At 54.3% G+C, this 23,181-nt stretch carries 22 protein-coding genes; 15 read left to right on the top strand and 7 right to left on the bottom strand.

The genetic code is table 11. The features are described from left to right. The first annotated feature begins 111 nt into the window (after nt 1-111). The 6 genes from HY868_17920 (at nt 112) to HY868_17895 (ending at nt 8,355) form a co-directional block, all read left to right on the top strand. Entirely contained in the window at nt 112-1,161 is a 1,050-nt protein-coding gene (locus HY868_17920) for a LacI family DNA-binding transcriptional regulator (protein ID MBI5304018.1), read from the top strand. Between the two features lie 134 nt (nt 1,162-1,295). After that, nucleotides 1,296-2,792 carry an extracellular solute-binding protein gene (locus HY868_17915; protein MBI5304017.1) on the top strand — a complete coding sequence of 499 codons (1,497 nt, stop codon included), beginning with the start codon at nt 1,296-1,298 and terminating at the stop codon, nt 2,790-2,792. Between the two features lie 101 nt (nt 2,793-2,893). Then, entirely contained in the window at nt 2,894-3,823 is a 930-nt protein-coding gene (locus HY868_17910) for a sugar ABC transporter permease (GenBank protein ID MBI5304016.1), read from the top strand. 85 nt (nt 3,824-3,908) lie between these two features. Then, nucleotides 3,909-4,898 (top strand): carbohydrate ABC transporter permease, encoded by a 990-nt coding sequence (locus tag HY868_17905; GenBank protein ID MBI5304015.1) that lies wholly within the window; start codon nt 3,909-3,911, stop codon nt 4,896-4,898. Between the two features lie 106 nt (nt 4,899-5,004). Beyond that, a complete protein-coding gene (locus HY868_17900; GenBank protein ID MBI5304014.1) occupies nt 5,005-7,449 on the top strand; it encodes a glycosyl transferase in 2,445 nt (814 codons plus the stop codon). A gap of 12 nt (nt 7,450-7,461) precedes the next feature. Then, nucleotides 7,462-8,355 carry a hypothetical protein gene (locus tag HY868_17895; protein MBI5304013.1) on the top strand — a complete coding sequence of 298 codons (894 nt, stop codon included), beginning with the start codon at nt 7,462-7,464 and terminating at the stop codon, nt 8,353-8,355. Here HY868_17895 and HY868_17890 read toward each other — a convergent pair. Then, nucleotides 8,315-8,581, bottom strand: a complete 267-nt coding sequence (locus tag HY868_17890) for a hypothetical protein (GenBank protein ID MBI5304012.1) — start codon at nt 8,579-8,581, stop codon at nt 8,315-8,317. The genes HY868_17895 and HY868_17890 overlap by 41 nt on opposite strands. A gap of 95 nt (nt 8,582-8,676) precedes the next feature. On the opposite strand from HY868_17890, the gene HY868_17885 reads away from it, so the two are divergent. From HY868_17885 to HY868_17855, 7 genes are all read left to right on the top strand, one after another. After that, nucleotides 8,677-9,054, top strand: a complete 378-nt coding sequence (locus HY868_17885; GenBank protein MBI5304011.1) for a winged helix-turn-helix transcriptional regulator — start codon at nt 8,677-8,679, stop codon at nt 9,052-9,054. Between the two features lie 59 nt (nt 9,055-9,113). Further along, nucleotides 9,114-9,860, top strand: a complete 747-nt coding sequence (locus HY868_17880; protein MBI5304010.1) for a GlcNAc-PI de-N-acetylase — start codon at nt 9,114-9,116, stop codon at nt 9,858-9,860. Continuing rightward, nucleotides 9,860-10,426 carry a flavin reductase family protein gene (locus tag HY868_17875; protein MBI5304009.1) on the top strand — a complete coding sequence of 189 codons (567 nt, stop codon included), beginning with the start codon at nt 9,860-9,862 and terminating at the stop codon, nt 10,424-10,426. Before HY868_17880 ends, HY868_17875 begins: the two co-directional genes overlap by 1 nt. A 67-nt stretch (nt 10,427-10,493) precedes the next feature. After that, complete coding sequence (locus HY868_17870) at nt 10,494-12,230, top strand: ABC transporter substrate-binding protein (GenBank protein MBI5304008.1); 1,737 nt, start codon at nt 10,494-10,496, stop codon at nt 12,228-12,230. 80 nt (nt 12,231-12,310) lie between these two features. Beyond that, complete coding sequence (locus HY868_17865; GenBank protein ID MBI5304007.1) at nt 12,311-13,303, top strand: ABC transporter permease; 993 nt, start codon at nt 12,311-12,313, stop codon at nt 13,301-13,303. After that, nucleotides 13,300-14,229 carry an ABC transporter permease gene (locus tag HY868_17860; GenBank protein ID MBI5304006.1) on the top strand — a complete coding sequence of 310 codons (930 nt, stop codon included), beginning with the start codon at nt 13,300-13,302 and terminating at the stop codon, nt 14,227-14,229. Before HY868_17865 ends, HY868_17860 begins: the two co-directional genes overlap by 4 nt. Continuing rightward, nucleotides 14,222-15,331: a cation transporter gene (locus HY868_17855; protein ID MBI5304005.1), complete on the top strand. Its 1,110-nt coding sequence runs from the start codon at nt 14,222-14,224 to the stop codon at nt 15,329-15,331. Before HY868_17860 ends, HY868_17855 begins: the two co-directional genes overlap by 8 nt. A gap of 99 nt (nt 15,332-15,430) precedes the next feature. Here HY868_17855 and HY868_17850 read toward each other — a convergent pair whose 3' ends face one another. Continuing rightward, entirely contained in the window at nt 15,431-16,378 is a 948-nt protein-coding gene (locus HY868_17850; GenBank protein MBI5304004.1) for an MBL fold metallo-hydrolase, read from the bottom strand. Between the two features lie 542 nt (nt 16,379-16,920). Between HY868_17850 and HY868_17845 the strand changes: the two genes are divergently transcribed. After that, entirely contained in the window at nt 16,921-17,415 is a 495-nt protein-coding gene (locus HY868_17845) for a methyltransferase domain-containing protein (protein MBI5304003.1), read from the top strand. Here the strand turns inward: HY868_17845 and HY868_17840 are convergent. From HY868_17840 to HY868_17820, 5 genes are all read right to left on the bottom strand, one after another. Beyond that, nucleotides 17,393-18,979, bottom strand: coding sequence for a recombinase family protein (locus HY868_17840; GenBank protein ID MBI5304002.1), 1,587 nt, complete (start codon nt 18,977-18,979; stop codon nt 17,393-17,395). The genes HY868_17845 and HY868_17840 overlap by 23 nt on opposite strands. A gap of 31 nt (nt 18,980-19,010) precedes the next feature. Next, nucleotides 19,011-19,397 carry a recombinase family protein gene (locus HY868_17835; protein ID MBI5304001.1) on the bottom strand — a complete coding sequence of 129 codons (387 nt, stop codon included), beginning with the start codon at nt 19,395-19,397 and terminating at the stop codon, nt 19,011-19,013. A 514-nt stretch (nt 19,398-19,911) separates the two neighbouring features. Then, the gene (locus tag HY868_17830; GenBank protein MBI5304000.1) at nt 19,912-20,118 is read right to left on the bottom strand and encodes a helix-turn-helix domain-containing protein; all 207 of its coding nucleotides are present in this window, start codon (nt 20,116-20,118) and stop codon (nt 19,912-19,914) included. Nucleotides 20,119-20,340: 222 nt separating this feature from the next. Next, nucleotides 20,341-20,631 carry a hypothetical protein gene (locus HY868_17825; protein MBI5303999.1) on the bottom strand — a complete coding sequence of 97 codons (291 nt, stop codon included), beginning with the start codon at nt 20,629-20,631 and terminating at the stop codon, nt 20,341-20,343. A 367-nt stretch (nt 20,632-20,998) separates the two neighbouring features. Next, nucleotides 20,999-21,301 (bottom strand): hypothetical protein, encoded by a 303-nt coding sequence (locus tag HY868_17820; GenBank protein ID MBI5303998.1) that lies wholly within the window; start codon nt 21,299-21,301, stop codon nt 20,999-21,001. 743 nt (nt 21,302-22,044) lie between these two features. Here HY868_17820 and HY868_17815 point away from each other — a divergent pair. Beyond that, nucleotides 22,045-23,181 (top strand): hypothetical protein (locus tag HY868_17815; GenBank protein ID MBI5303997.1); only part of this gene is annotated, 1,137 nt, incomplete at its 3' end.

The raw sequence follows: 23,181 nt of genomic DNA, 5'->3' as shown, positions 1-23,181 counted from the left end.
TATAATGGGAGCGCTCCCAATAATAGGGCATTTTGCACGAAAATATGTGCATTTAAGCAGATATTTGCCTAGTTATTTGAGAGCGCTCCCATTATATCTGCAATCATCTCTATGGAAGAGGTTAAACACGTGGATACACTCGAAGAGATTGCTCGGCTGGCTCAAGTCTCCCGCTCGACAGTTTCGCGTGTCATCAACGAAAATCCAAACGTCAGCACCGCGACACGCCAGCGCGTGCTGGCAGTCGTCAAGGAATTGAACTACCATCCAAACGCTGCTGCACGCGGTCTGGCTGCCGGTCGCACCCGTGTCCTCGGGTTGGTCATCCCGATGGGAGTCACCGCCCTCTTTACTGATCCGTACTTTCCTCTCTTGATCCAAGGTGTCTCCTCTGCCTGCAACGAACATGACCATTCGGTGATGCTCTGGATCGCCGAACCAGAATACGAACGACGCACAATTCGTCAGGTTCTCCACAATGGATTAATTGATGGCGTAATCGTCGCGTCCCAGGTCATGAATGATCCGGTGGTAGACGCTTTACTCAAAAGCAAATTGCCATTTGTGCTGATTGGTCGTCATCCTTCGGAGAGTGCGGTGAATTATACTGATGTGGACAATCAAAATAGCGCGCGCGAAGCGGTGGCGCATCTCCTACGCCTGGGGCGTCGCCGGATCGCGACGATCACCGGTCCCAAGAACATGATCGCTGGCGCAGATCGCCTCGAGGGTTATCTCGCCGGGCTGCGCGCCAAGGGGATCGCGCCGGATTCGGATTTGATAGTCGAGGGCGATTTCACCGAGGAGGGAGGTCATGCCGCAATGCAGCAGCTGTTGTCGTCCGATCTAGACGCTCTCTTTGCCGCAAGCGATGCTATGGCTGCCGGCGCGTTGCGTGCGCTCCGCGAAGCAGGTCGCCGCGTGCCCCAAGATGTCGCCGTCATGGGATTCGACGATATGCCTTTTGCCGCGCGTACCGATCCCCCATTGACTACTGTGCGTCAACCGATTCAACGGGCTGGCGTCGTCGCGGCTGAAACGCTCATAGATTTGATCGCGAACCCAGGTTCGCCGCCGCGCCGAATCATCCTGCCGACAGAACTGGTTATCCGCGATTCATGCGGGGCAGGCATCGCTAATTCCAAACGACCTAACGACTAGGAAATCTGCTTAACATTCAAGGAGGTGATGCAACAGTCATAAAGTGTAAGCGCAGGGTTACTCGATCATTCACCCGGTTGAATCTATCGGATTCAACAATTCTCAATGAGGAAAATTAAAGGGGGAGAAACACCATGTGCAAGAAATTGATTGCGGTTGTCATGCTCGTCACACTTGCGGGATTGATGCTGGCGGCGTGCGCTGCGCCACCACCAGCCGCGCCACAAATTGTCAAAGAAACCGTTGTTGTGAAAGAGACCACCGCACCAGTCAAAGAGACCGTGGTCATCCGGGAAACCGCCGTTCCGGTCGCGCAACCCACGGCAGTGCCTCAGAAAGATCGTGTGCAAGTTTATTGGTACATCGGTTTGGGCGCGGGCGCGCAGCCCGATCAAATCAAAGCAGAGAAACCTTGGATCGACAAATTCAACGCCTCGCAAACCGAAATCCAGTTGATCCCGATCATCGTGGACAACAAGTACGCGCGCGATAACTTGACCGCGCAAATCGCCGCCGGCAACTCGCCCGACATCGTCGGTCCGGTTGGTGCAGAGGGTCGCGCGGCATTCCCCGGCGCATTCCTAGACCTGGAACCTATGGTCAAGGAATTCAATTACAATCTCAGCGATGTTGACCCCGCGTTCGTCCAGTTCTACAAGGAAGAGGGCAAACTGGTCGGTCTGCCGTTCGCGATCTACCCTTCCATCATGTATGTGAACAAGGATTTATTCAAGGAAGCCAAGTTGGCTCTGCCGCCTCAGAAAGTTGGCGACAAGTACACGTTGGACGGCAAGCAGGTAGACTGGAACTTTGACACGGTGATGGAAGTCGCCAAGCGCCTGACCGTTGACAAAGCCGGTAACGACGCGACCAGCGCCAAGTTTGATCCCAAGAACGTTGTGCAGTACGGCTTCGTCCCGCAGTGGGTGGACGACGACGCGCGATGGCTCGGCTCGTACTGGGGCGCGGCATACCCGGTGGATGCCAAAGGCAGCGCGGTCATCCCTGACAATTGGAAAGCCGGTTGGAAGTGGTACTATGACGCCATCTGGAAGTTCCGCGTCGCCCCAAATCAATCCGCAATTGACGGCGACTTGCTCAAGGGCAACGCGTTTAGCTCCGGTAAGGTCGGCATGGCGCTGACGCATTTGTGGTACACGTGTTGCATCGACAAGAAGAATGTCGCGAATTGGGACATCGCCGTCGTCCCATCGTACAACGGCAAGATCACAGCCAAGATGCACGCGGACACGTTCGCGATCATGAAAGACAGCAAGCATCCCAAGGAAGCGTTCAAGGTTTATCAATACATGCTGGGTGCTGGTTCCGCTGACCTCTACAAAATCTATGGTGGTCTGCCGGCGCGCAAGGCACAGCAAGCCGATTTCTTCAAGGGCTTGGACACCCAGTTCGCGCCGAACAAAGTCAACTGGCAGGTGGCGCTGGACATGATCCCGCTCATGGACATTCCGAACCACCAAGTCGGCTTGCCCAACAACAACAAAGCGAACGACGCCTTCAAGAAACTGGACAGCGACATCAAGAGCAATGAAAAGCTCGATGTTGACAAGCGCATTGCCGACTTTGTCGTCGAGATTGACAAAATTTTCAAAGAAAAACCAGCGCAGTAAACCGGGCACGACGATGGGGCGCACCGCGTATCGGCGCGGCGCGCCCCATGCTTTGAATGTGAGAGGCGAGCATGGCTGTGACAATAGACGAAAAAGTGAGCATGGTGGGTAAAACAAAGCGATGGAAATTGGGGCTGGCGCAACGCGAGGAACTATGGGGATTTGCCTTTGTCGGGTTGTGGATAATCGGCTTTTTTCTCTGGACCGCAATCCCAATGACCGCCTCGTTGGTCTTCTCCTTCACCAACCTTAACCCAATCCACCCGGACCAAACCCGATTCGTTGGCTTGGCAAACTACATGTTGCTATTCAATGATCTTCAAGTGCGCGACGCGACGTGGATTACACTCCGCTTTGCGCTGATCTCCGTGCCATTGAGCATTGTGGTTCCACTCGCCATCGCCGTGTTGGTCAACTCCAAATATTTGATCGGCAAAAATATTTTTCGCACGCTTTTCTACATGCCCTACCTGATTCCCGTCGTCGTCGGCGTGATGGTTTGGCAAGGCATTCTCAACAGCGAATCGGGTTGGCTCAATCGCATTATCGAAGCGATTTTCGGCATCAAAGGTCCGCGCTGGTTCCAGGATGAATTTTGGGTCTTGCCCGCGCTGACAATCATGGGCTTTTGGGGCATTGGCAATACGATGTTGACACTCCTCGCTGGTTTGCAGAACGTACCCACCGAAATGTACGAAGCCGCCGAAGTGGATGGGGCGGGACCGGTGTACACCTTTTTCCGGATCACCCTGCCGATGATTTCACCCGTTATTTTTTACAATCTCACGATTGCGCTGATTTGCGCCTTTCAGTATTTTACACAGGCATATATCATTGGCAACGGGCGCGGCGACCCCAACGGTCAGACGACGTTTTACAACATCTATCTTTACAAAACCGCCTTCGCGTTTCAAGACATGGGCTATGGTTCGACGCTGGCGTGGGCAATGTTCATCGTCGTGCTGATTCTGACGGTCATCTTGTTCAAGACCCAGAGCCGCTGGGTGTACTATGGCGGCGGGGAGGACTAACGTGGCAAGCATCACTCATCCGCGACGACACCCGCTGCAATTGACGGCGCATCAAATCAACGATGTGTGGCAAAACACGTGGGTCATGCTGATCGCGCTCGGCGCGGTCATCGCTTTCTTGATGCCGTTGGGTTACATGGGGACGACTGCGTTCAAGACGATTCAACAGATCATTGACCCTCATTCGGTGCTCTTGCCTTCAAGCCCAATGACGTACAATTACCAGGGAAAAGATTACACGCTGTATCAAGTTCCGACCGAGCAAGGTATCCGAACGCTCGCACTCGTCGAACCCGGACGCGAGGAGAGTGGCTGGATCGATCCGGCGAATCCGGCGGCGGGCATCATCACCTGGGTCGGTCGTTGGCGCACGCTGGAGCCGGTCTACGAAATCAGACCAACGCTCGATAACTTTCCGAGAGCGTGGGATCAGATCAACTTTCCGCGTCTGTTCCGCAACACGCTCTTTATCTCTCTCAGCAGCACGCTCGGCGCGGTGATCTCTTCGATCTTTGTCGCGTACGGTTTCGCGCGCTTTCGTTTTCGCGGCAAAAACACGTTGTTCCTCCTCCTGATGGCGTCCATCATTCTGCCGACGCAGGTCACATTGATCCCCCAGTACATTTTCTTCCGCTCGATTGGCTGGGGCGGCACATGGTTGCCGCTCATCGTTCCGCATTTCTTCGCGAATGCCTATAACGTCTTTTTGCTCCGGCAATACTTTCGCGGCATTCCGCGCGACCTGGACGAAGCCGCGACGATTGATGGCGCGAATCCACTTCGCATCTTGTTCTCGGTGATCATCCCGCAGTCCTGGTCCGCGCTCACGGCAGTTTCGCTCTTTCACTTTTTTTGGGCGTGGAACGATTTCTTCACGCCGTTGGTGTACCTGCAAGGCAACCCAGAACTCTATCCGATCTCTGTTGGGCTAACCGAATTCACTAACGCATTCACGACGCAACCTGGGTTGGCGATGGCGGCGGCGATGATGACGCTCGCATTGCCGGCGGTCCTCTTCTTCTCGGCGCAGCGCGCGTTCATGCAGGGGATTGTGATTACTGGAGTGGAGAAATGACCTCACCCCCATCCCCCGCTCCCCCGTCCCCCTCTCCCGAAACTGAACTTCGTTTCGGGTGAGGGGGACGGGGGCTGGGGGGTTAGGGGTGAGGTAGAGGTTCATCATGCGCTACGGATACTTTGACGACGAACACCGCGAGTACGTTATCACACAACCCGACACGCCGCTGCCTTGGATCAATTACCTGGGCAGCCAAAATCATTTCGGCATCATCTCCAACACTGCCGGCGGCTATTCGTTCTATCGCGATGCGCGTTTGCGCCGATTGACGCGTTATCGCTACAACAATGTTCCGCTCGATTATGGCGGGCGCTACATTTATCTGCGCGACGACGCGCACGCAGAATTCTGGTCACCCACCTGGCAGCCGACGCAAACTCCGCTTGACGATTACGAATGTCGGCACGGACTCGGGTACACGATCATCGGCTCGACGCACAAACAAATTCGCGCGGCAATTCGCTACTATGTTCCGCTCGAGGAAAATCTCGAAGTGTGGCAACTGACGCTGACGAATTTGCGCGACACGCCCGCGTCCCTCTCGATTTTTTCTTGCGTCGAATTTTGTTTATGGGATGCGAACGACGACGCGACGAATTTTCAGCGCAACTTTAACACCGGTCAAGTCGAAGTCGAAGATGACGTGATCTATCACAAGACCGAGTACCGCGAGCGCCGCAATCATTTTGCGTACTTTGCCTGTTCTGAACCGCTCGCCGGATTCGATACCCAGCGCGATGATTTTCTCGGCGCGTACCGCGGCTGGGATCGTCCGCGCGTAGTCGAACGCGGCGCGTCGTTCAATTCGATCGCGCACGGTTGGCAGCCGATTGGTTCGCATCACATTCGCGTGACGCTTGCGCCGAATGAATCGCGCACGATCATTTTTCTGCTGGGCTATCACGAAAATCCGCCCGATCAAAAATTCGATCCACCCGATTCGCAAACGATCAATAAGAGTACACTCAAGCCCACTATTCCGAAATATTTGAATGCCGCGAACGCAGACGCAGCATTCGATGCGCTGCGCGATTACTGGGATCGCTTGCTTGGCAATTTTCAAGTGAACACGCCGGACGTTCACACGAATCGCATGGTGAATACTTGGAATGCGTACCAGTGCATGGTGACGTTCAACCTCTCGCGTTCTGCCTCGCAGTTCGAATCCGGCATTGGGCGCGGGATGGGGTTCCGCGATTCGAACCAGGACTTACTCGGTTTCGTGCACATGATTCCGCAGCGCGCGCGCGAACGCATCCTCGATATTGCCGCGACCCAACTGCCGAGCGGCGGTGCGTATCACCAATATCAGCCGCTCACCAAACGCGGCAACGATGCGATCGGCAGCAACTTTAACGACGACCCGTTGTGGCTGATCCTGGGTGTCGCCGCGTACCTCAAAGAGACCGGCGATTGGACGATTCTTGACGCGCGCGTGCCGTACGACAATCGCGCGGGAAGCGAGACGCCGCTGTACGAACACTTGCAACGCGCGATTCAATACACGCTCGATCGCCTGGGTCCGCACGGCTTGCCGCTCATCGGTCGCGCGGACTGGAACGATTGTCTCAACCTCAATTGTTTTTCCGATACCCCGGGCGAATCATTTCAGACGACGACGAACAAGGACGGCAAGGTCGCCGAGTCGGTGATGATCGCCGGGTTGTTTGTCGTCGCGGCGAAAGAACTTGCCGCCATCGCAGAACATGACAAGCGCAACACGAATGCCGCGCACTATCGCGACGCCGCGAACAAAATGCAAACGACGGTACTCGCGCACGGCTGGGATGGCGAATGGTTCTTGCGCGCGTATGATGATTTTGGGAACAAGGTCGGCTCGCACGAATGTGCGGAAGGAAAAATTTTCGTCGAACCCCAGGGCTGGTGCGTGATGGCAGGAATCGGAATTGCCGAGGGACACGCGGCGCGCGCGCTCGAATCGGTCGCGCAACATTTGGCGACGCCGCATGGAATTATTTTGCAGCAGCCGGCGTACTCGCGCTACTACTTAAACCTGGGCGAAATTTCGTCGTATCCGCCGGGCTATAAAGAAAACGCCGGAATTTTTTGCCACACAAATCCCTGGGTGATGATCGCCGAAACGCTAATTGGCAACGGCGACCGCGCGCACGATTATTATTTGCGGATCAATCCAGCGGCGCGCGAAGAAATTAGCGAGACGCATCGGTGCGAGCCGTACGTCTACGCGCAGATGATCGCCGGGCGCGATGCGCCGACGCATGGCGAGGCGAAAAATTCGTGGCTCACCGGCACGGCGGCGTGGAACTATGTCGCGATCACACAAGCGATCCTGGGCATTCGCCCGACATTCGACGGTTTGCAGATCGCGCCGGTTTGTCCGCGCGCGTGGCGCAGTTTTACGGCGACGCGCGTTTTTCGCGGTGTGACGTATCACATTGATGTTGCGCGCGTGGGCGATGGCAATCACGTCGCGCTGATCGTGGATGGCAAGCCGATTGAAGGCGACATCGTGCCACCATCAACTGATGGAGCGCGCATGGTACATGTCCACGCGACATTGAGATGAGATTGATCAGCGATGCGCAATGAATTTTACGGCTTGACGACCCGCACGCTGGAGAACGAACACCTGCGCGTAGAGTTCCTGACCGATGCCGGACCACGCATCGTGCGTTTATGCTTGCGCGGTTCGGAGGAGAACTGGCTCGCCGAAGTCCCCGACAGTCGAGTCGCCACAGCCCGCGGCGATTATTTTTTTCGCGGCGGGCATCGCTTGTGGTACACGCCCGAACAAATGCCGCAAACGTACCAGCCCGAAAACACGCCGGTCACCATCGAAGAATTAGCAGACGGCGTATGCTTGCATCAACCGATTGAGCTGATGACAGGCATTCGCAAGAGCATGGCGATTCGTCTCGCGCGTGAGCGCGCCGCGTTGACGTTGACGCATCGCATCGAAAATACCGGCAACCAAGCGATCGAACTTGCGCCGTGGGCGATCACCATGCTGCGGCTCGGCAGGATTGCGATTCTTCCGCAGATGAGCGGCGCAGGGGACGAACATAGCTTGTTGCCCAATCGCAATTTGGTTTTGTGGTCGTATACGCGTCTCGACGATTCACGGCTCGAGCTATCTGACGATGCGGTGCGTGTTCATGCCCGCCCGCAGGTACCGCCCTGCAAAATCGGTCATTTCAATCGCGCTGGGTGGATCGCGTACTGGCGCGCCGGTGTGCTGTTCGTCAAGCGGTTTGCCGTTCACGCGAATGCGCCGCATCCCGACTTGCACTGCAACGCGGCAGTATACTGCAATGACAAATACCTCGAACTCGAAACACTTGCGCCAATTACGCGGTTGGCGTGTGGCGAGAGTGCCACACACGAAGAAACCTGGGAATTTTATCCGTCGAGGCGTGGTCAATGCTATCCGATTAATATTGGCGCAATGGCGCAAGGTGTGTCTCGGAACTGATCGTTTTTTTACTCGTCACCTTCGCTTGCAAGTGCATCAAGAAATCTGCGCGCGTCGCGCCATCCACCGCAAGCGAACCCAGCATCGTTTTTGATCCCAATACCTGCCGCAACGCGGCTTGCGGTCCATCTATATTCGTCCACGGAACGAGTTCGATATCAGTGTGCGCCGCGATTTCCCAGAACCCCTGTGCGTGTAGAGACCGCAAGGGGTTTTTGTATTCCATTCATCGTTACCTGATTTGACACAAATGGAGCCGAGGTATATAATCTATATGAACAATCGTTCAGATGTTCAAATACTCCGATTCTGAGCAGCCCGATGCCTAAACACTCCGACCACGGCGGACATCACCACTTGCGTTCGCGCGACCTCCAATTGCCAGACGAGCAAGACCTACTTTGCGTGATCAAGCTTTTTCAAGCGTTGTCCGATCTGACGCGCGCCAAAGTGATTTTCGCGCTCACGCAAGGCGAGCGGAGCGTCAACGAAATCGCCGTCATCGTCGGCGCTTCCCCCTCTTCGGTGTCACATCACCTGCGCCGTTTGCGCGACGCCGGCTTGGTGGAATACCATCGGCACGGCAACCAGATTTTCTATTCTATCGAGGACGTGCACATCGCGGCGATTCTCGAAGAAGCACAACACCACACAGAGCACGCGCAACTCGGCGCGGTGCATCGCGCAAAACGCAAATAAGCAATCTTTTTTGACAAACGAGGAACATAGAAAGATGTTTCAACTCACGGAGGAGTCTTGTGTCGAAAACCATTTTGATGCTCGCAACGTTCGGTCTCGAAATCGTCGAAGTCGGCGGGACCCTTGCCTTGCACGCGCAAGCCGGCGATAATGTCCATGCCGCCGTTTTGCTTTCGCGCGAAACCAGTCGTCCGCAGATCGAGCAAGCCGCGAAAATCCTTGGCGTCAAATCGGTGCAGTTCCTCGGTTTTAATTACGGCGAAGTGCAACCGGACATTCCGTCAAAAGTGAAACTGGTGCGCGTGTTCCGCGAATTGAAACCGGACATTCTCATCACCCAGGATCCAGAGCACTCGTACCACGACCTCGATCCGGATCGGCGCTTGGCGATGCTCTTGTATCTCGAATCCGTCGCGATCGCGAACCGCGATTGGCGCATCGCCGAGTGCGGCGGCTTTGCGCCGCACTCCATCCGCGATATTTATTACATGTCGCCCGAACACGCCAACTGCGTCGTCGAAATCGGGACGACGTTCACGCTGAAACAAAAAGCGCTCGACGAGTTAGGATTCCAACTTTCGTATTCGGCGCAAGTAATGAAGGAACGCATCGGCGACGCGGTCCTGCATAACATCGTGCCGAATTACGATGCCGTGAAAGATGACCACCTTGAACTCGGACGCGCCCTGCATCACGAAATGGATCGCGCGCTCGCGATGTATCACGGCGTCCTCAGTCATTCCGGAGCGGCGATGGCGGAAGCGTTTCGCTATCAGGGACAGTTCAAGTTCGACAAGTTGATGTAATGGCAAAACGAATCTTGGAACCCAACACGACTTTGTATCCGGTCGCCGTTGTAATCGTCACCACCGGCGGCGACAATCCGGATGTGTTCACGTGCAATCGAGTGGCGTCCGTCTCCGCCGAGCCGCCGCGCCTCGCGATATCCGTGCGCCCAAATCGCTACTCGCACGCGCTCATCCGCAAATCGCGCGAGTTTGTCGTCAACATTCCCGCGCGCGATCAACAAACCCTGACCGATTATCTCGGCGTCGTGACCGGTCGCGACGAAGATAAAATCGCGACGGCGAAATTGAAACTTGCCCCAGCGGTAAAAATCAAAACGCCCTTGCTTGCCGATTGCCCAGTGAATATCGAGTGCATCGTCGAACGCGAGATCGAACTCGATTCGCACACGCTGTTCATCGGCTTGGTGCAGGCGGTGCACACAGACGAAACCCTGCTCGACGCGAATGGCGATGTGGACGTTGCGCGCGCGGGCGGAATCGTGTATGCGTGCGGCGCCGTGCGCGAACGACCGACCGGCAAATTCAACACGGACGACTTGCGTCGCTTGGTGAAAGGAGAATGATTCGGCATCCGCGCGCTTGCCCCGCCTCGCGAATCGAAACCGATTTTCCTTGAGGAGGAGGAGAAACATGTTCACATCACGACGTTTCATCGCACTGTTCATCTTGACTGCGCTACTCGCGCTGGCGGCTTGCGCCGCGCCGACACCCGAACCGACCAAAGCGCCGCCGCCACCTGCCGCGACATCAGTTCCGGCGGCGACCTCTGCGCCCGCGGCGACAGCCGCCCCAGTCGCGACCAAAGCACCCGAAGCGACCAAGCCGCCCGTGCCTACCGCGACAACCAAACCGGTAAGTCTGCGTATGGCGATCCTGGTGGACGAAGGCACGCTCAATCCGTACACCTACGTCCTGGGTTATCCCGGTTGGAACATGCTCAACCTGGTGTACGATACCTTGTTGATTCTCGACGCGGACAGCGTGCCCAAACCCTGGGTCGCCAAAGAATATAAAATCAGCGCGGACGGCAAAGTGTACACGCTCACGCTCCGCGATAACGTCAAGTGGCACGACGGCAAAGCGTTCACGAGCGCGGACGTCAAGTTCTCGTTCGAGTACTATAAGAAAAACGCGCGCGGTCGCTTCACGACGCCGGTGCGCGACATTGTGAGCATCGAGACGCCGAACGAGACGACCGTCGTCATCACCTTGCCCGCGCCGAATCCCAGTTTCATCTACGAACCGTTGGCGGACGCGCCGATCATGCCCAAGCACGTTTGGGAAAACGAGGCGGATCCAAAAAAAGTAACGAACGCGACTGGCTCGGGTCCGTTCAAACTCGCGGAATACAAAGCAGAGCAGTTCTACCGCTTTACGGCGAACGCGACATACTTTGCCGGCAAACCGGCGGTGGACGAATTGTTGATGCCAATCATCAAAGACCCGACGACCGTGTTCGCGTCGCTCAAGACCGGCGAGATTCAGGGAACGATCCGCGAACTATCGCCGGAACTCGTCAAGGATTTTTCGAGCGCGGCGGATATGAAAGTTCAACGCGGTCCTGGTTTCGCGACGACGATGTTGTTGTTTAATTCGGAGCGCGCACCCTGGGACAAGAAAGAAGTCCGCCAAGCGGTCGGGCTGGCGATTGACACGCAAAAATTGGTGGACACCGTTCTGCTCGGTTTTGGTACCGCGGGAAATCCGGGCTGGATTCATCCGCAATCTGCGTTCCACGACCCAGCCGTGAAAGCCGAATTCAACGTCACGAAAGCCAAAACCCTGCTCGATGGGCTGGGCTACAAGGACAGCAACAACGACGGCATCCGCGAAATCGCCGGCAAAAATATCGAAGGCACGTTGCTCGTGTATTCGAACAATCCGCAACGGATTCGCGCCGCCGAGTTGATCGCCGCCGCGGTGAAAGAGATCGGCATCAGTTTCAAAGTCACCGCGCTCGAAGTCAACAGTCTCGACGCCAAAGTGTGGCCCGATTTCGATGTGGCGAAGGGACGTGATTTCGACCTGAGCATGTGGGGCTGGTCTGCGCCGGTGCAAGTGAATCCCGTTCGCATGGTTCAACTCGTGCACTCGGATCCCAAAGTCGGCAATTCGAATGTCGGCGGGTACAAGAATCCCGCGGTGGACAAACTCGGCGAAGAATTGCGCGTGACGACTGACGCGGAAAAACAAAAGACGATCGTGCGCCAAATGGAGGCGCTGATCGCGCAGGAAATGCCGTTCGTCCTGTTGTACTATGCCGATGGCAATTACGTTTATCGCACGGCGGCATACGACAAATGGGTGTACCAAAAAGGGCAAGGCATTTTCAACAAACTGTCCTTCCTGCCTGGCGTCAAACCGTAACACAAATCCTAAAACGTGAAACGTAAAACGCGTGTAACGTTTTACGTTTCACGTTTCTCTCATTCCCAAGAGTTATCGTCATGTCCCGTTTCATCATCGGCAAGATCGGTCAGTACGCGATCGTGCTTTGGATCGCCGTGACGCTCAACTTTGCTCTCCCGCGCTTGATGCCCGGTAATCCGCTCGCGCTGCTCGCGGGCGAAGAAGTCGGCATGTTGACCACGCAACAACGCACACAATTGATGGCAAACGTTGGACTCGATCAGCCCTTGCCGGCGCAGTACTTGCGGTATCTGCAAAATCTTTTGCGCGGAGACCTGGGTTATTCGTTTCAGAAAAACAAACCGATCACCGCGATCTTGGCGGACCGATTGCCGTGGACGTTGTTGCTGACCGTGTCGAGTCTGTTGCTCTCGACGTTGATCGGCGTCACGCTCGGCGCGGCAGCGGCTTGGCAACGCGGTGGGCGGCGCGATGTCGGGCTGCTGGGCTTTTTCGTTTTCCTCGAATCGCTCCCCTCGTTCTGGGTCGGTATGTTGCTCGTCGCGTTATTTGCCGTGCAATTTCCGATCTTTCCGACGTTTGGCGCGGTAACACCGTGGACGAGTCTCGAAGGGATGGCGTGGGTCGAAGACGTGCTGCGTCATCTCGTGTTGCCGTTGACGACGCTTACCATCGTCAGCGTCTCTGGCACCTTCATCGTGTCGCGCTATTCGATGCTCGCGGTGCTCGGTGAGGATTACATCATCGTTGCGCGCTCGAAAGGATTGCGCGAGCGCGCGATCTTGTTTCGACACGCCTTGCGGAACGCGCTCCTGCCGATTGCCACCGTGTTCACGTTGAACCTCGCGTTTGCGTTTGGCGGCGCGACGGTCGTCGAAACCGTATTCTCGTATCCCGGTGTGGGACGCTTGGTGTACGAAGCCGTGTTGAATCGCGATTATCCCGTGTTGCAAGCCGCGTTCCTGATGATCACAGTCATCGTCGTCATCGCGAATATATTGGCGGACGCGGCTTATCCGTTTCTTGATCCGCGCGTTCGTCACGCGGCGACGCGAGGAGGCACGCGATGATCTGGACATCGCTCAAGCGCAATCCGCTCGGCTTGGTGGGTCTCGCGCTGCTGATCGCGATGCTCGTGATGGCGCTCGGCGCGCACTGGATCGCGCCGTACGATCCGAGCAAACTAACCGGCACGCCGTTCGATCCACCCAGCGCGGCGCACTGGCTGGGCACGAACGACATCGGGCAAGATATTTTGAGCGAACTGATTTACGGCGCGCGCGTCTCGTTGTTGATCGGGATTTTGGCGGCGACCATCGCGATGGCGATTGGCACGAGCGTCGGACTGCTGGCGGGATACTATCATGGCGCGCTGGGGATATTGTTGATGCGCCTCGTGGATGTCGTCCTCGTGATTCCCTTCGTACCGCTGATGGTTCTGCTCGCGGCGTACCTGGGACAAAATTTGTGGAACTTGATTATTGTAATCGGACTATTGATTTGGGCGCGTCCCGCGCGCGTGATTCGCTCCCAGGTTCTATCGCTCGCCGAGCGCGACTATGTGACGGCGGCGCGCGCCGCCGGGGCGCGCGATGGCTACATTCTAGTCAAGCACATTCTGCCCGGCGTGCTTTCGCTCGCGCTGGCGCAATTCGTGCTCGCGACGAGCAGTTCGATTTTGATCGAAGCATCGTTGTCGTTCCTCGGCTTGGGCGATCCAACGCAAAAGAGTTGGGGCGCGGTGTTGTTCTACGCCCAAGCGCGTAACGCGTTTCTGAGCGGCGCATGGGTCTGGTGGGTGATTCCGCCGGGCTTGATGATTACCGCCTCCGTCCTGGGTTTCACGCTTCTGGGTTTCGCGCTGGAAGAAGCGCTCAACCCGCGGCTCAAAGCGCGCGCGGCAACTAGATCGTGGAACAAACAACCCACATCAAAAGAAAAACACGCGGCGAATAAACACGCGCGCGATGACAACAAAGGTTTAGCAAATGTCTGAACATACTCATCAACACGATCTCGGTCATCAAGAACATGCGGACGCATCGCACGACCATGCTCATCACCACAAGCATGATAACGGGGCGCACGTGCATGAACCGCGCGCGGGCATCGTCGGATTGCTGCTTGATGCAGTCGCGCATCTGTTTGGATTGCATCAGCATGATCATACGCGCGCGTTTGACAGCGTTTTGGAATCGAGCGCGCGCGGTATTTGGGCGCTTCAAGTATCGCTGCTCGCGCTACTGGCAACCGCGATCTTCCAGGTGGTCATCGTCGCGATGAGCGGTAGCGTCGCATTGCTCGCGGACACGATTCACAACTTTTCCGACGCGCTCACCGCCATTCCACTCTGGATCGCGTTCGCGCTCAATCGCCGCGCGCCGAATCGGCGGTACACTTACGGCTATGGGCGAGCGGAAGACCTCGCCGGCGTAGTGATCGTGTTGATGATCTTTGGCAGTGCGCTCGTCGTATTCTACGAATCCATTCAAAAGATTCTGCATCCGCAACCACTCGCGAATCTGGGCTGGGTCGCGTTGGCGGCGGTGATAGGTTTCTTAGGCAATGAAGCGGTCGCGGTGTTCCGTCTGCGCGTGGGACGTGAGATTGGATCAGCGGCGCTGATTGCGGATGGCTTGCACGCGCGCGTGGATGGCATCACGTCACTCGGCGTTCTCTTTGGCGTAATCGGTGTGTGGCTGGGATTGCCGTGGGCTGACCCCGTGATGGGATTCATTATCGGCTTTGCGATCCTAATCATTGTGCGTGACGCGGCGCGCGAAATGTGGCGTCGTTTGATGGATGCGACCGATCCAGAAATCGTGCATCGCATCGAACATACTACATCACACGTCGAAGGCGTGCAGCACATTCACGCCGTACGCGCTCGCTGGGTCGGTCATCGTTTGCATACGGAAATCCACATCGAGGTGGACTGTGACCTCACCGTCGCGCAGAGCCACGCCATCGCGGAAGAGGTGCGCCATGCCTTGTTCCACGAATTGCCGGCGTTGAATAACGCTATCGTCCATCTCGATCCGTGCGAACACGACAACCACGATCATCATGCCATCACCGCACACCATTCGAGCAACTGAAAACACTGAAATCGAAAACGACTGGGCTGGAATATACAATCCAACCCAGTCGTTTTTTGATGGAAATAGACTTTTGGCGAAGGTATTGATCTGACGCGACTATTTGTAATTCAGCACCATCACGGCGCGAGTTGCCGGCAGTTTGCTCGACGAGATCGTAATGGTCTGCGCGGTCTGGGTGACTTGCGTCGTATTGCCCAACGCACTGGTAAATGCGCCCAGGTCAGTCAAGCGTCCCGCCAGCGATGCGCCTAGCGCTGGAGTTTTATAGTGCATCGGAATGACGATTTTGGGGTTCAGCTGCGTGACAACTTCTGCCGCGCCTATGCCGTCAATCGTAAAGAATCCGCCAACCGGAATCATCACGACATCTATTGCGCCGATGGCTTTGACTTGGTCGGCGTTCAGCGTGTGACCGAGGTCACCCAAGTGCGCCAGTTTCAGCCCGTCCATTTCGAAAATGAAAATCGCGTTCTTGCCGCGCTGAGATCCTTGGGTGTCATCGTGATACGTCTGGACGGTACGAACACGCACCCCTTTGATCGTCTGATCAATTTTCGCCCAATCGTTGCCGGCGAGACCGCGGACTATCTGTGGGCTACCGGTTGCAAGGGCGACATTGTTGTGATCGCTGTGTTCGTGGGTTGTGGTGACGAGGTCTACTCCAGCGACCGGCGTCAGTGGATAGCCCACGCTATCGTTCATTGGGTCGGCTAACACGGTCAGCCCCGTACTCATTTTCAAAACGAACGTCGCATGACCCAGCCAGGTCACACTTGCCGTGGTCTCTTTCGCTGTCGTCGGAGTTGGTGGTACCGATGTCGCGGTCGGAGATACGCGGGTTGCGGTTGGCGGCACTGTCGTCGCAGTGGGTGGGACCGGCGTGGCGCTAGGTGGGACGCGCGTTGACGTCGGCACAGGCGTCGGAGGAATTGGGGATGCCGTTGGCGCAGGAGTTGGCGTCGGTGTTGGTGGCGCGGCACACGCCGCGAGTGTAGTGACCAGGATCAGTACTACAAGAAACCAAGCCATTCGATTCGCAAGCATTTTCTGCCTCCTAGAGTTGGTGTGCAAGGTCTGCTATTGTTTCCATCCGCGTCTGCGGATGAACAACTCGGTTTCTCGTTCTGGAGTGTGAACGCAAGTCGCGCCGCGCGATTGCGAATATACCGCAAAAACGACCTCAGGTCAAAAACCAGGGGGCGGGCGATGTGCCATCCCAGACAATTCACTTTTAAAAACAAACCGCAACATCTATAGTCTGACAGGCGACAAAAGACTGGCTACGTTGAAGGTGACTAAACCTTCAACGTTGACGTGAATGTGGAGACCACCGGAGTTGATCGGTTAGCGCGTCCACCACACGCGGCAAGCATTGCGCCGCACATCAGTAGAATGACGATTGACCGTGCGGTCAACATAATGGGCAAGGTGGTGTGTAATTGACAACGTGATGAACACGACATACTGGGGCGCTAGAACACGGCATCAGAAATTTCCATAGACCATACATCAACTTGTCGCCGTCTCGTTGTTATGCTACAATCTTTATAATCATAGACGAAACGGCGCAACCAGAGGTCATTGAATTGGACGATCTTAATAAGCTGATTCGACAACAGTTCGGCGCGCACGCGAACGACTATGTCACAAGCCAGGTCCATGCGCAAGGTCAAAGTCTCCAACGCTTACTTGAACTCACCCAGCCACAACGCAATTGGCTTGTGCTCGATGTTTCGACCGGCGCGGGACATACCGCGCTGACGTTCGCGCCGCGCGTCGCGCGCGTCATCGCGAGCGACCTGACGCCGCAGATGCTCGCTGCAGCGCGCAAACTCGCGGACGAACGCGGCATCACCAACATTGTCTTTCGCGATGCAGACGCTCACCAATTGCCATTTACCAATGACACTTTTGATTTGGTGATGAATCGGCTTGCGTTGCATCATTACACCGATGCGCGCAAAGCGATTTCAGAAATGGCGCGCGTATGCAAGCGCGGCGGCATCGTCGCGCTCGTAGACAACATCGTGCCGCCGGACAAGATCAGCGCTGGCGCGATCAATCATTTCGAGAAGTTGTAATATCAATAGGTTGAGATGCAATCGGAATTACGCATTTCACTATCACTTTGTCGTTGGCGTACTCGACTTTTACCCGCAACAAATCCAGGACTCGTCGCTTATCCTCGAAATTTGGTTCCTTCATTCCCTCGATTATATCCGCACGGAACTGTAAGGCTGCCGCGATCTCCGCATCATTCAGTGGCTGGGTCGTAAGAGCAGATTGAAGCTCGTCTCGTCTCTTGAGGCGCTCATCGTGTAATCGTTCAAATTCTGCAATTTTCTCCTGCAGCATTTTCTTTACTGTGCCTTCGGAGGTCTGGAACAGAGTATCAGCCAATTCGGTTGCTTTCTGTTCATCTTCAGCGATCTGCTCCATCAAGGTCTGCAGTTGTTCGCGTTTTGGCTCGAACGACTCTTGTTCCCTTTTCTGCGCCAGACGCAAAGCCGCCTCAAAGTCCTTGGCGTTTTCAATTAAAGAGAGAATGTAGTTCCAGGCTATCTCCTCCAACAAATCTGCGCGAACTTGTTTTCGTTTGCACACGCCTTTCTCCAATTGGGTGAATCGATACCTTCCACATCGATAAAAACGGCTGCCCTGTCCGTTGCTTTTATGTGCCCCGGTCATAGCGTAATCACAAACCGTACAACGGATATGACCAGAGAGAAGATACTCTCGCTTTGAGTTTCGTTTGGCCCGCAGTTTATTGAGGCTTCTGCGTTTCTCGGCCGCATCAAAGAGACCCCGATCAATCAGTGCGGGGACTTGCACTGTAACCAATTCGTCCTGCGCCCGTTTACCCCCCAACCCTTGAAAGCCGATGCGCTTACCGTACCGCCAAACCCCGGCGTACGTTTCATTAGAGAGAATTGATCGAATCGTGCCTAGACTCCAAATATGATTCTCCCGTCTCCGATTGACCCTGCGCCCGTACATGAGAGATGGAGTAGGAAATCCCATCTCCGTTAAGCGAACGGCAATCTTCCACATCGTCATTGGTTTATTGTCCCCATCTCCATAGACATACCAATGAAAAACAAGGATCACGATCTTAGCTTCACTTTCGACAATGATGAGGCTTCCATCCTCGTAGCGATACCCAAAGGGAGGTTTCCCATTGCCAACCACCTTCCCTTTCTGTGCCTTGGTATATCGTCCGCGTGAGGTTCGCTCAATGATTTTCTTGCGCTCATCGCTTCCCTGCCACCCTTTGATCACTAGGACAATATCTAGTTCGCTTTCGATCTTGCCAATATCGCACGCATGGACTTCGATGCCGGCGCGAATCCATATCCGCACAGTCGCAAGCAAATCAACGATGTCCCGGGAAAGCCGATCAACCTGGTAAGCCACAACCGCATCAGCCTGGCGAGATTTGATCAGCGCAGCCATTTTCTTTCCTTCGGGGCGTTCAGCAATCGGCGTCGCCCCGCTATGATCCTCCAGAAATTCTGCGACAATCGTAAAGCCAAGACGCTCGGCATACTTGCGACATAATTCGATCTGGCTTGGCAAACTATAACCTTTGTCAGCCTGATCATCCGTTGATACGCGCGCATATAAAACTGCCCTTTTGTGCATCATACTTTACTCCAATTGTGGCGAATGATATTTTTCACGTGCGCTTCCTAGCTCGGCTTGCGTGAACCCGAATTGCTTGTGCAGTCATGATTCGCATGTTGCTTGCCACACAATAGAGTCTGACGCCACGATCAACAAACTCTCTTTCGAGGCATGCGTTGTCATTTGCTGAACGCGTCAAGCGTGCGACATCTGAAACCACAACCGCATCAATCGATTGGCGAGCAATCAATTCACGTATCTTATCTAACCCTGGACGATCCAGTTTCATGCCTGAATATCCTATATCCGTACAGATATTCGTTACTTGGTATCCATTTTCGTTCGCGTATTTCATGCAAACCTCAATCTGCGACTGGATGCCTTCATCATGAGCTGATTGTTTTCTCACCGCAGTTCTGGCATAAATTGTTGCTTTCATTTCGCGTTAGTCATCTTTTCTGATAAATTGTGGAGGCGGTTTTCCCGCCTCCAGGGTTGTTTCGCTACTCGATCCACAGATCGCTCGCGCGTTTCATTTAGAGATTTTGGCGTTGATGATCCAAGTGTAATTGAGAGTCTCCTGATTAATTTTCTTAGTGGTGATATTGATTCTGCTGTTGAAGAGACCTTTGGCTTTTGCCCGCCATGCGCATCTGCGCGCTGTGTCCTGGCGCGGATGGTTGCGATGGTCTTTCACCATCGGAGGCGTCATGATCCTTCAATAAGAATAAACCAGCTTATATTTATCACCTCAACGAGTCCCCCACCCTACAAAATAAAACAGGCAGTCTGCCGAAAATGGCAGACTGCCCGCGAATATGTTATAATGCGGTTAGCCTAGCCCCCGGCTCGATCGGTGGGTTGGGTCAGTGCCGTGTAAGTGTTAGTAGCACTTGCGCGGCACGATTTAGGAATTAAATTATTGTATCTTAAACGAATTATATCACATCCAGTCAATTTGTCAATGGCTTGCGCCCGCGCTTGTCACCACGCTTAGCTTGTTCCCGAAGGTATGCTAAAAGACTTGACCGACTGACTTGCCACACAATCAAGAATTTGCGTCCTTTAATTCTTCTTTGCCGGATTAGTGCCCGAATGCTTTCTGGGTGATAGCCACTAATCTGCGATGCTTCTTGTGTTGTAATCCAATCGTCCATCATTTACGTGCGCCTCCCAGGTCTCATTTGATTCTACATCATTTGCAGAGTACGCGCAAAGTTTGGATCATAGATTTTAAAAGTGCTTCCGATGCAATACGATGAACAAATTATCACTTCCGTGATGAACACATTGCACAAATATGAAGACCTGAGAGTAACCAGGGGCATCATTCAAGCTGTGAGCCTAGGAGCGGTATTACTGATTTACGATATAATGCGTCCTCAACTCTCCAAATTCGTAGCCCTAGGAACGTCAGATACTTCCCCAGGTAACAACTCGTCATTGTTTGGTTTTGAGTGATCGAGAGGCCCAAGATCGCTTTTCTCACGGGCTTCGCGGATGGCGCGTCCACGCGCGGCAAAGATACGAAGCACATCCGCCAATATTTCGACAGTCAAATCCACTTCTGTTTCTTCGTTTTTTTCATCCTGGGGTAATTCAATCGATTCAGATTCAATTCTCGCAGACATTCCTCTTATTTTCTCCTCCGTGACGAAATGGTTAATGAGCATGCACGCGCTCAACAAAACCGCCAGCCTGATCCTACCCTTGGAGGTTTGCTCCCTCACACATCACACTTGCAGTCAGTCATAGCAAAAATGCTCAGCGAGAGCAAGCACCCAGTCGATTCTCTAAAAAATCACCATAGTACAGGTCGGCGCGTGGTTGAATCAATTCAAATGACTAGGTGCAAAAAAATTCCATTGGAACTAAAGCTAGCAAGGGACTATGCCACGGTCCGCGCTCGGTCGCTACATGCTTCCAACTTGGATGAACCCTGGCTTCTGTCTGAATGTAAGCCAGGTCATTTAAACTATATCCCTGCCGAAACGGTAGATTTTTGATTTGAGTCGCATGTATATCCTCCATTAAGAATTTTTAACCGCGATGCCGACGACGAGATTTGAGGACTCGGGAAACAAATTCACGCGCTTCGCTTTCAGTTTCATGGGCAAATCCTTCGCGCGCAATTGCAAAACAGGCTACCTTCGCTCCGAAATGATCCACGAGTGCCGCCAGACGGCTGGCAATAAAATCGTCCTTGCAAATCGCGACGCTCCGTTGGATCAAAGTAAAATCTCCGTTTGGTTGTGACGAGGAAAATTCATCTTTCAACACCCGGTAAAAAGTTCCGCTAGGTTTCTTGGAAAAATCCCAAGCGACTAAGTATCTTTGCGCCATGTTCTTTTTTCTCTTCTCTCCCCTCCCCTGGGTTCGTCTGGGATACGTTTTTCTCGTTGCAGTTTTCGAGTCACAGCATTACTTCAATTGTAACATGCCGCGCTAACAAGAAAATAAAAAATGACCAAAAAAGCAATCAAAGCCGAAGTTTTCGAGAAAACTAAGACTTCTTTTCTTCACAAGGAAATAGGCAAGCGGCTTTTCTTCTTTTGACAAGAAGGTTCCTTGATGCGAGGACACGATTCTGTTTTTTGACTTTATGCATAGCCTCGATATAATGTGCCGGTTGCTAGTGACCTTCAAGCAATTACTCTTCGCATCACACCCTCTTTTCAGCATTCTCTCAACGACCTATTCATTCGTTGCTCCCCATCCATCGGTGAGGTCTATAATTCCTGGTCCAAGATGCCGAAAGATTCGGTTCCTTCTTCATTTCGGTTGCCTCGTATTAGTACGATGGGCACCTAGAAAGTTCTTGTTCTCAATTGAAGACAGCGCACCGCTCAACCGCACTTGCCATTTCCAAAATCCATTTACCGCCTCGCCGCAACGGATTGTTGCGACGACCACGCTTAATCGATCACCTTCATTCGCAGATCGACCGACAACTTGTCGCGATTTATGCGCCCTCCGGTTATGGCAAAACCAGTTTGCTCCTCGATTGGGCACACGACGCCGATTTTCCAGTCGCATGGTACACGCTCGACGAGTTCGACAATACCCCGCACACGTTCCTCACTTACTTGATTGAATCCATTCGCGTGCAGTTTCCCAGTTTTGGAACTCAGGCTTTAGTTTCACTAGAACAATCCGCCGATACGGTCACGCGCCTGCAACCGGTTATCCGACTGATCGCCAATGAGATGCTCCATCTATCCGATCATCTCGTCGTCGTTCTCGATGACTATCACGTGATCGAAAACAAAATGATTGGCGAACTGATCGAATTGCTCGTCCGTTACGCCGGCGATAGCTGCCACCTCTTTATCAATTCGCGGACACTCCCGCATATTCAAGATCAACTCTTACTCCGCGCCCGCGACCAAATGAGCGGGGTGGGGACCGCCGAGTTGCGCTTCACTGCGCCAGAAATTCAAGCGCTGGTCGAACAAAACTACGGCTTGTCCGTTTCTGCACATCGCGCTAGTGAGCTCACACAGATCACCGATGGTTGGATCACCGCTTTGCTCTTGATGGGACAACAAACGGGTTGGCGTGAATTGGTTCAAGATGCACTCGCGATGCCTGAAGCGGCGAAACCTGTATTTGATTATCTTGCCGAGCAGGTCTTCTCCCGGCAATCAGAGGGAATGCGCCACTTCCTACTCGGCTCTTCCATCCTCACTCCGCTCGCTCCCGAAATGCTCGACCAATTGCCCAGCTTGACGGATTCCAAGCGTTATCTCGAAACTTTAGCGGGACAACCCTTTTTCTTGACGCGCTTGGGCGGAGACGACGACCTGTACGAGTACCATCCGCTCTTGCGTGAGTTTCTCAAAACGCGATTGCAAAAAGAGAATCCAACTTGGTTTGAGCAACTCAGCTTGGCGTGCGCTGAACAATACCGACAACAAGGAAAGTGGGATCGCGCCATCGAGATTTATCTTGAGTTGGGAGAAACTGCGAAAGCAACCAGGGTGCTTGAATCGATTGAGGAGTCCCTACGAAAACTATCTGAGATTGCCAGTGCGACGCGTTGGGTCAAGCAACTACCCACCGACATCACATCCCAGAGTCCTCAGCTATTGAGTCTGCGAGGGAAAATCAACATGGCACGCGGTTTACAGGAAGAAGCGGCCGTGTTATTCGACGCGTCCGCGCGGATGTTCGCGCGCGCCGGTGATTACGAAGCAGCCGCCGACAAGCGCGTATGGAAAGGC

The sequence above is a fragment of the Chloroflexota bacterium genome (assembly GCA_016219275.1).
Taxonomy (GTDB): domain Bacteria; phylum Chloroflexota; class Anaerolineae; order UBA4142; family UBA4142; genus JACRBM01.
The sequence above is the reverse complement of the archived record's forward strand: the minus strand, read 5'-3'. Positions and strand labels throughout refer to the sequence as shown.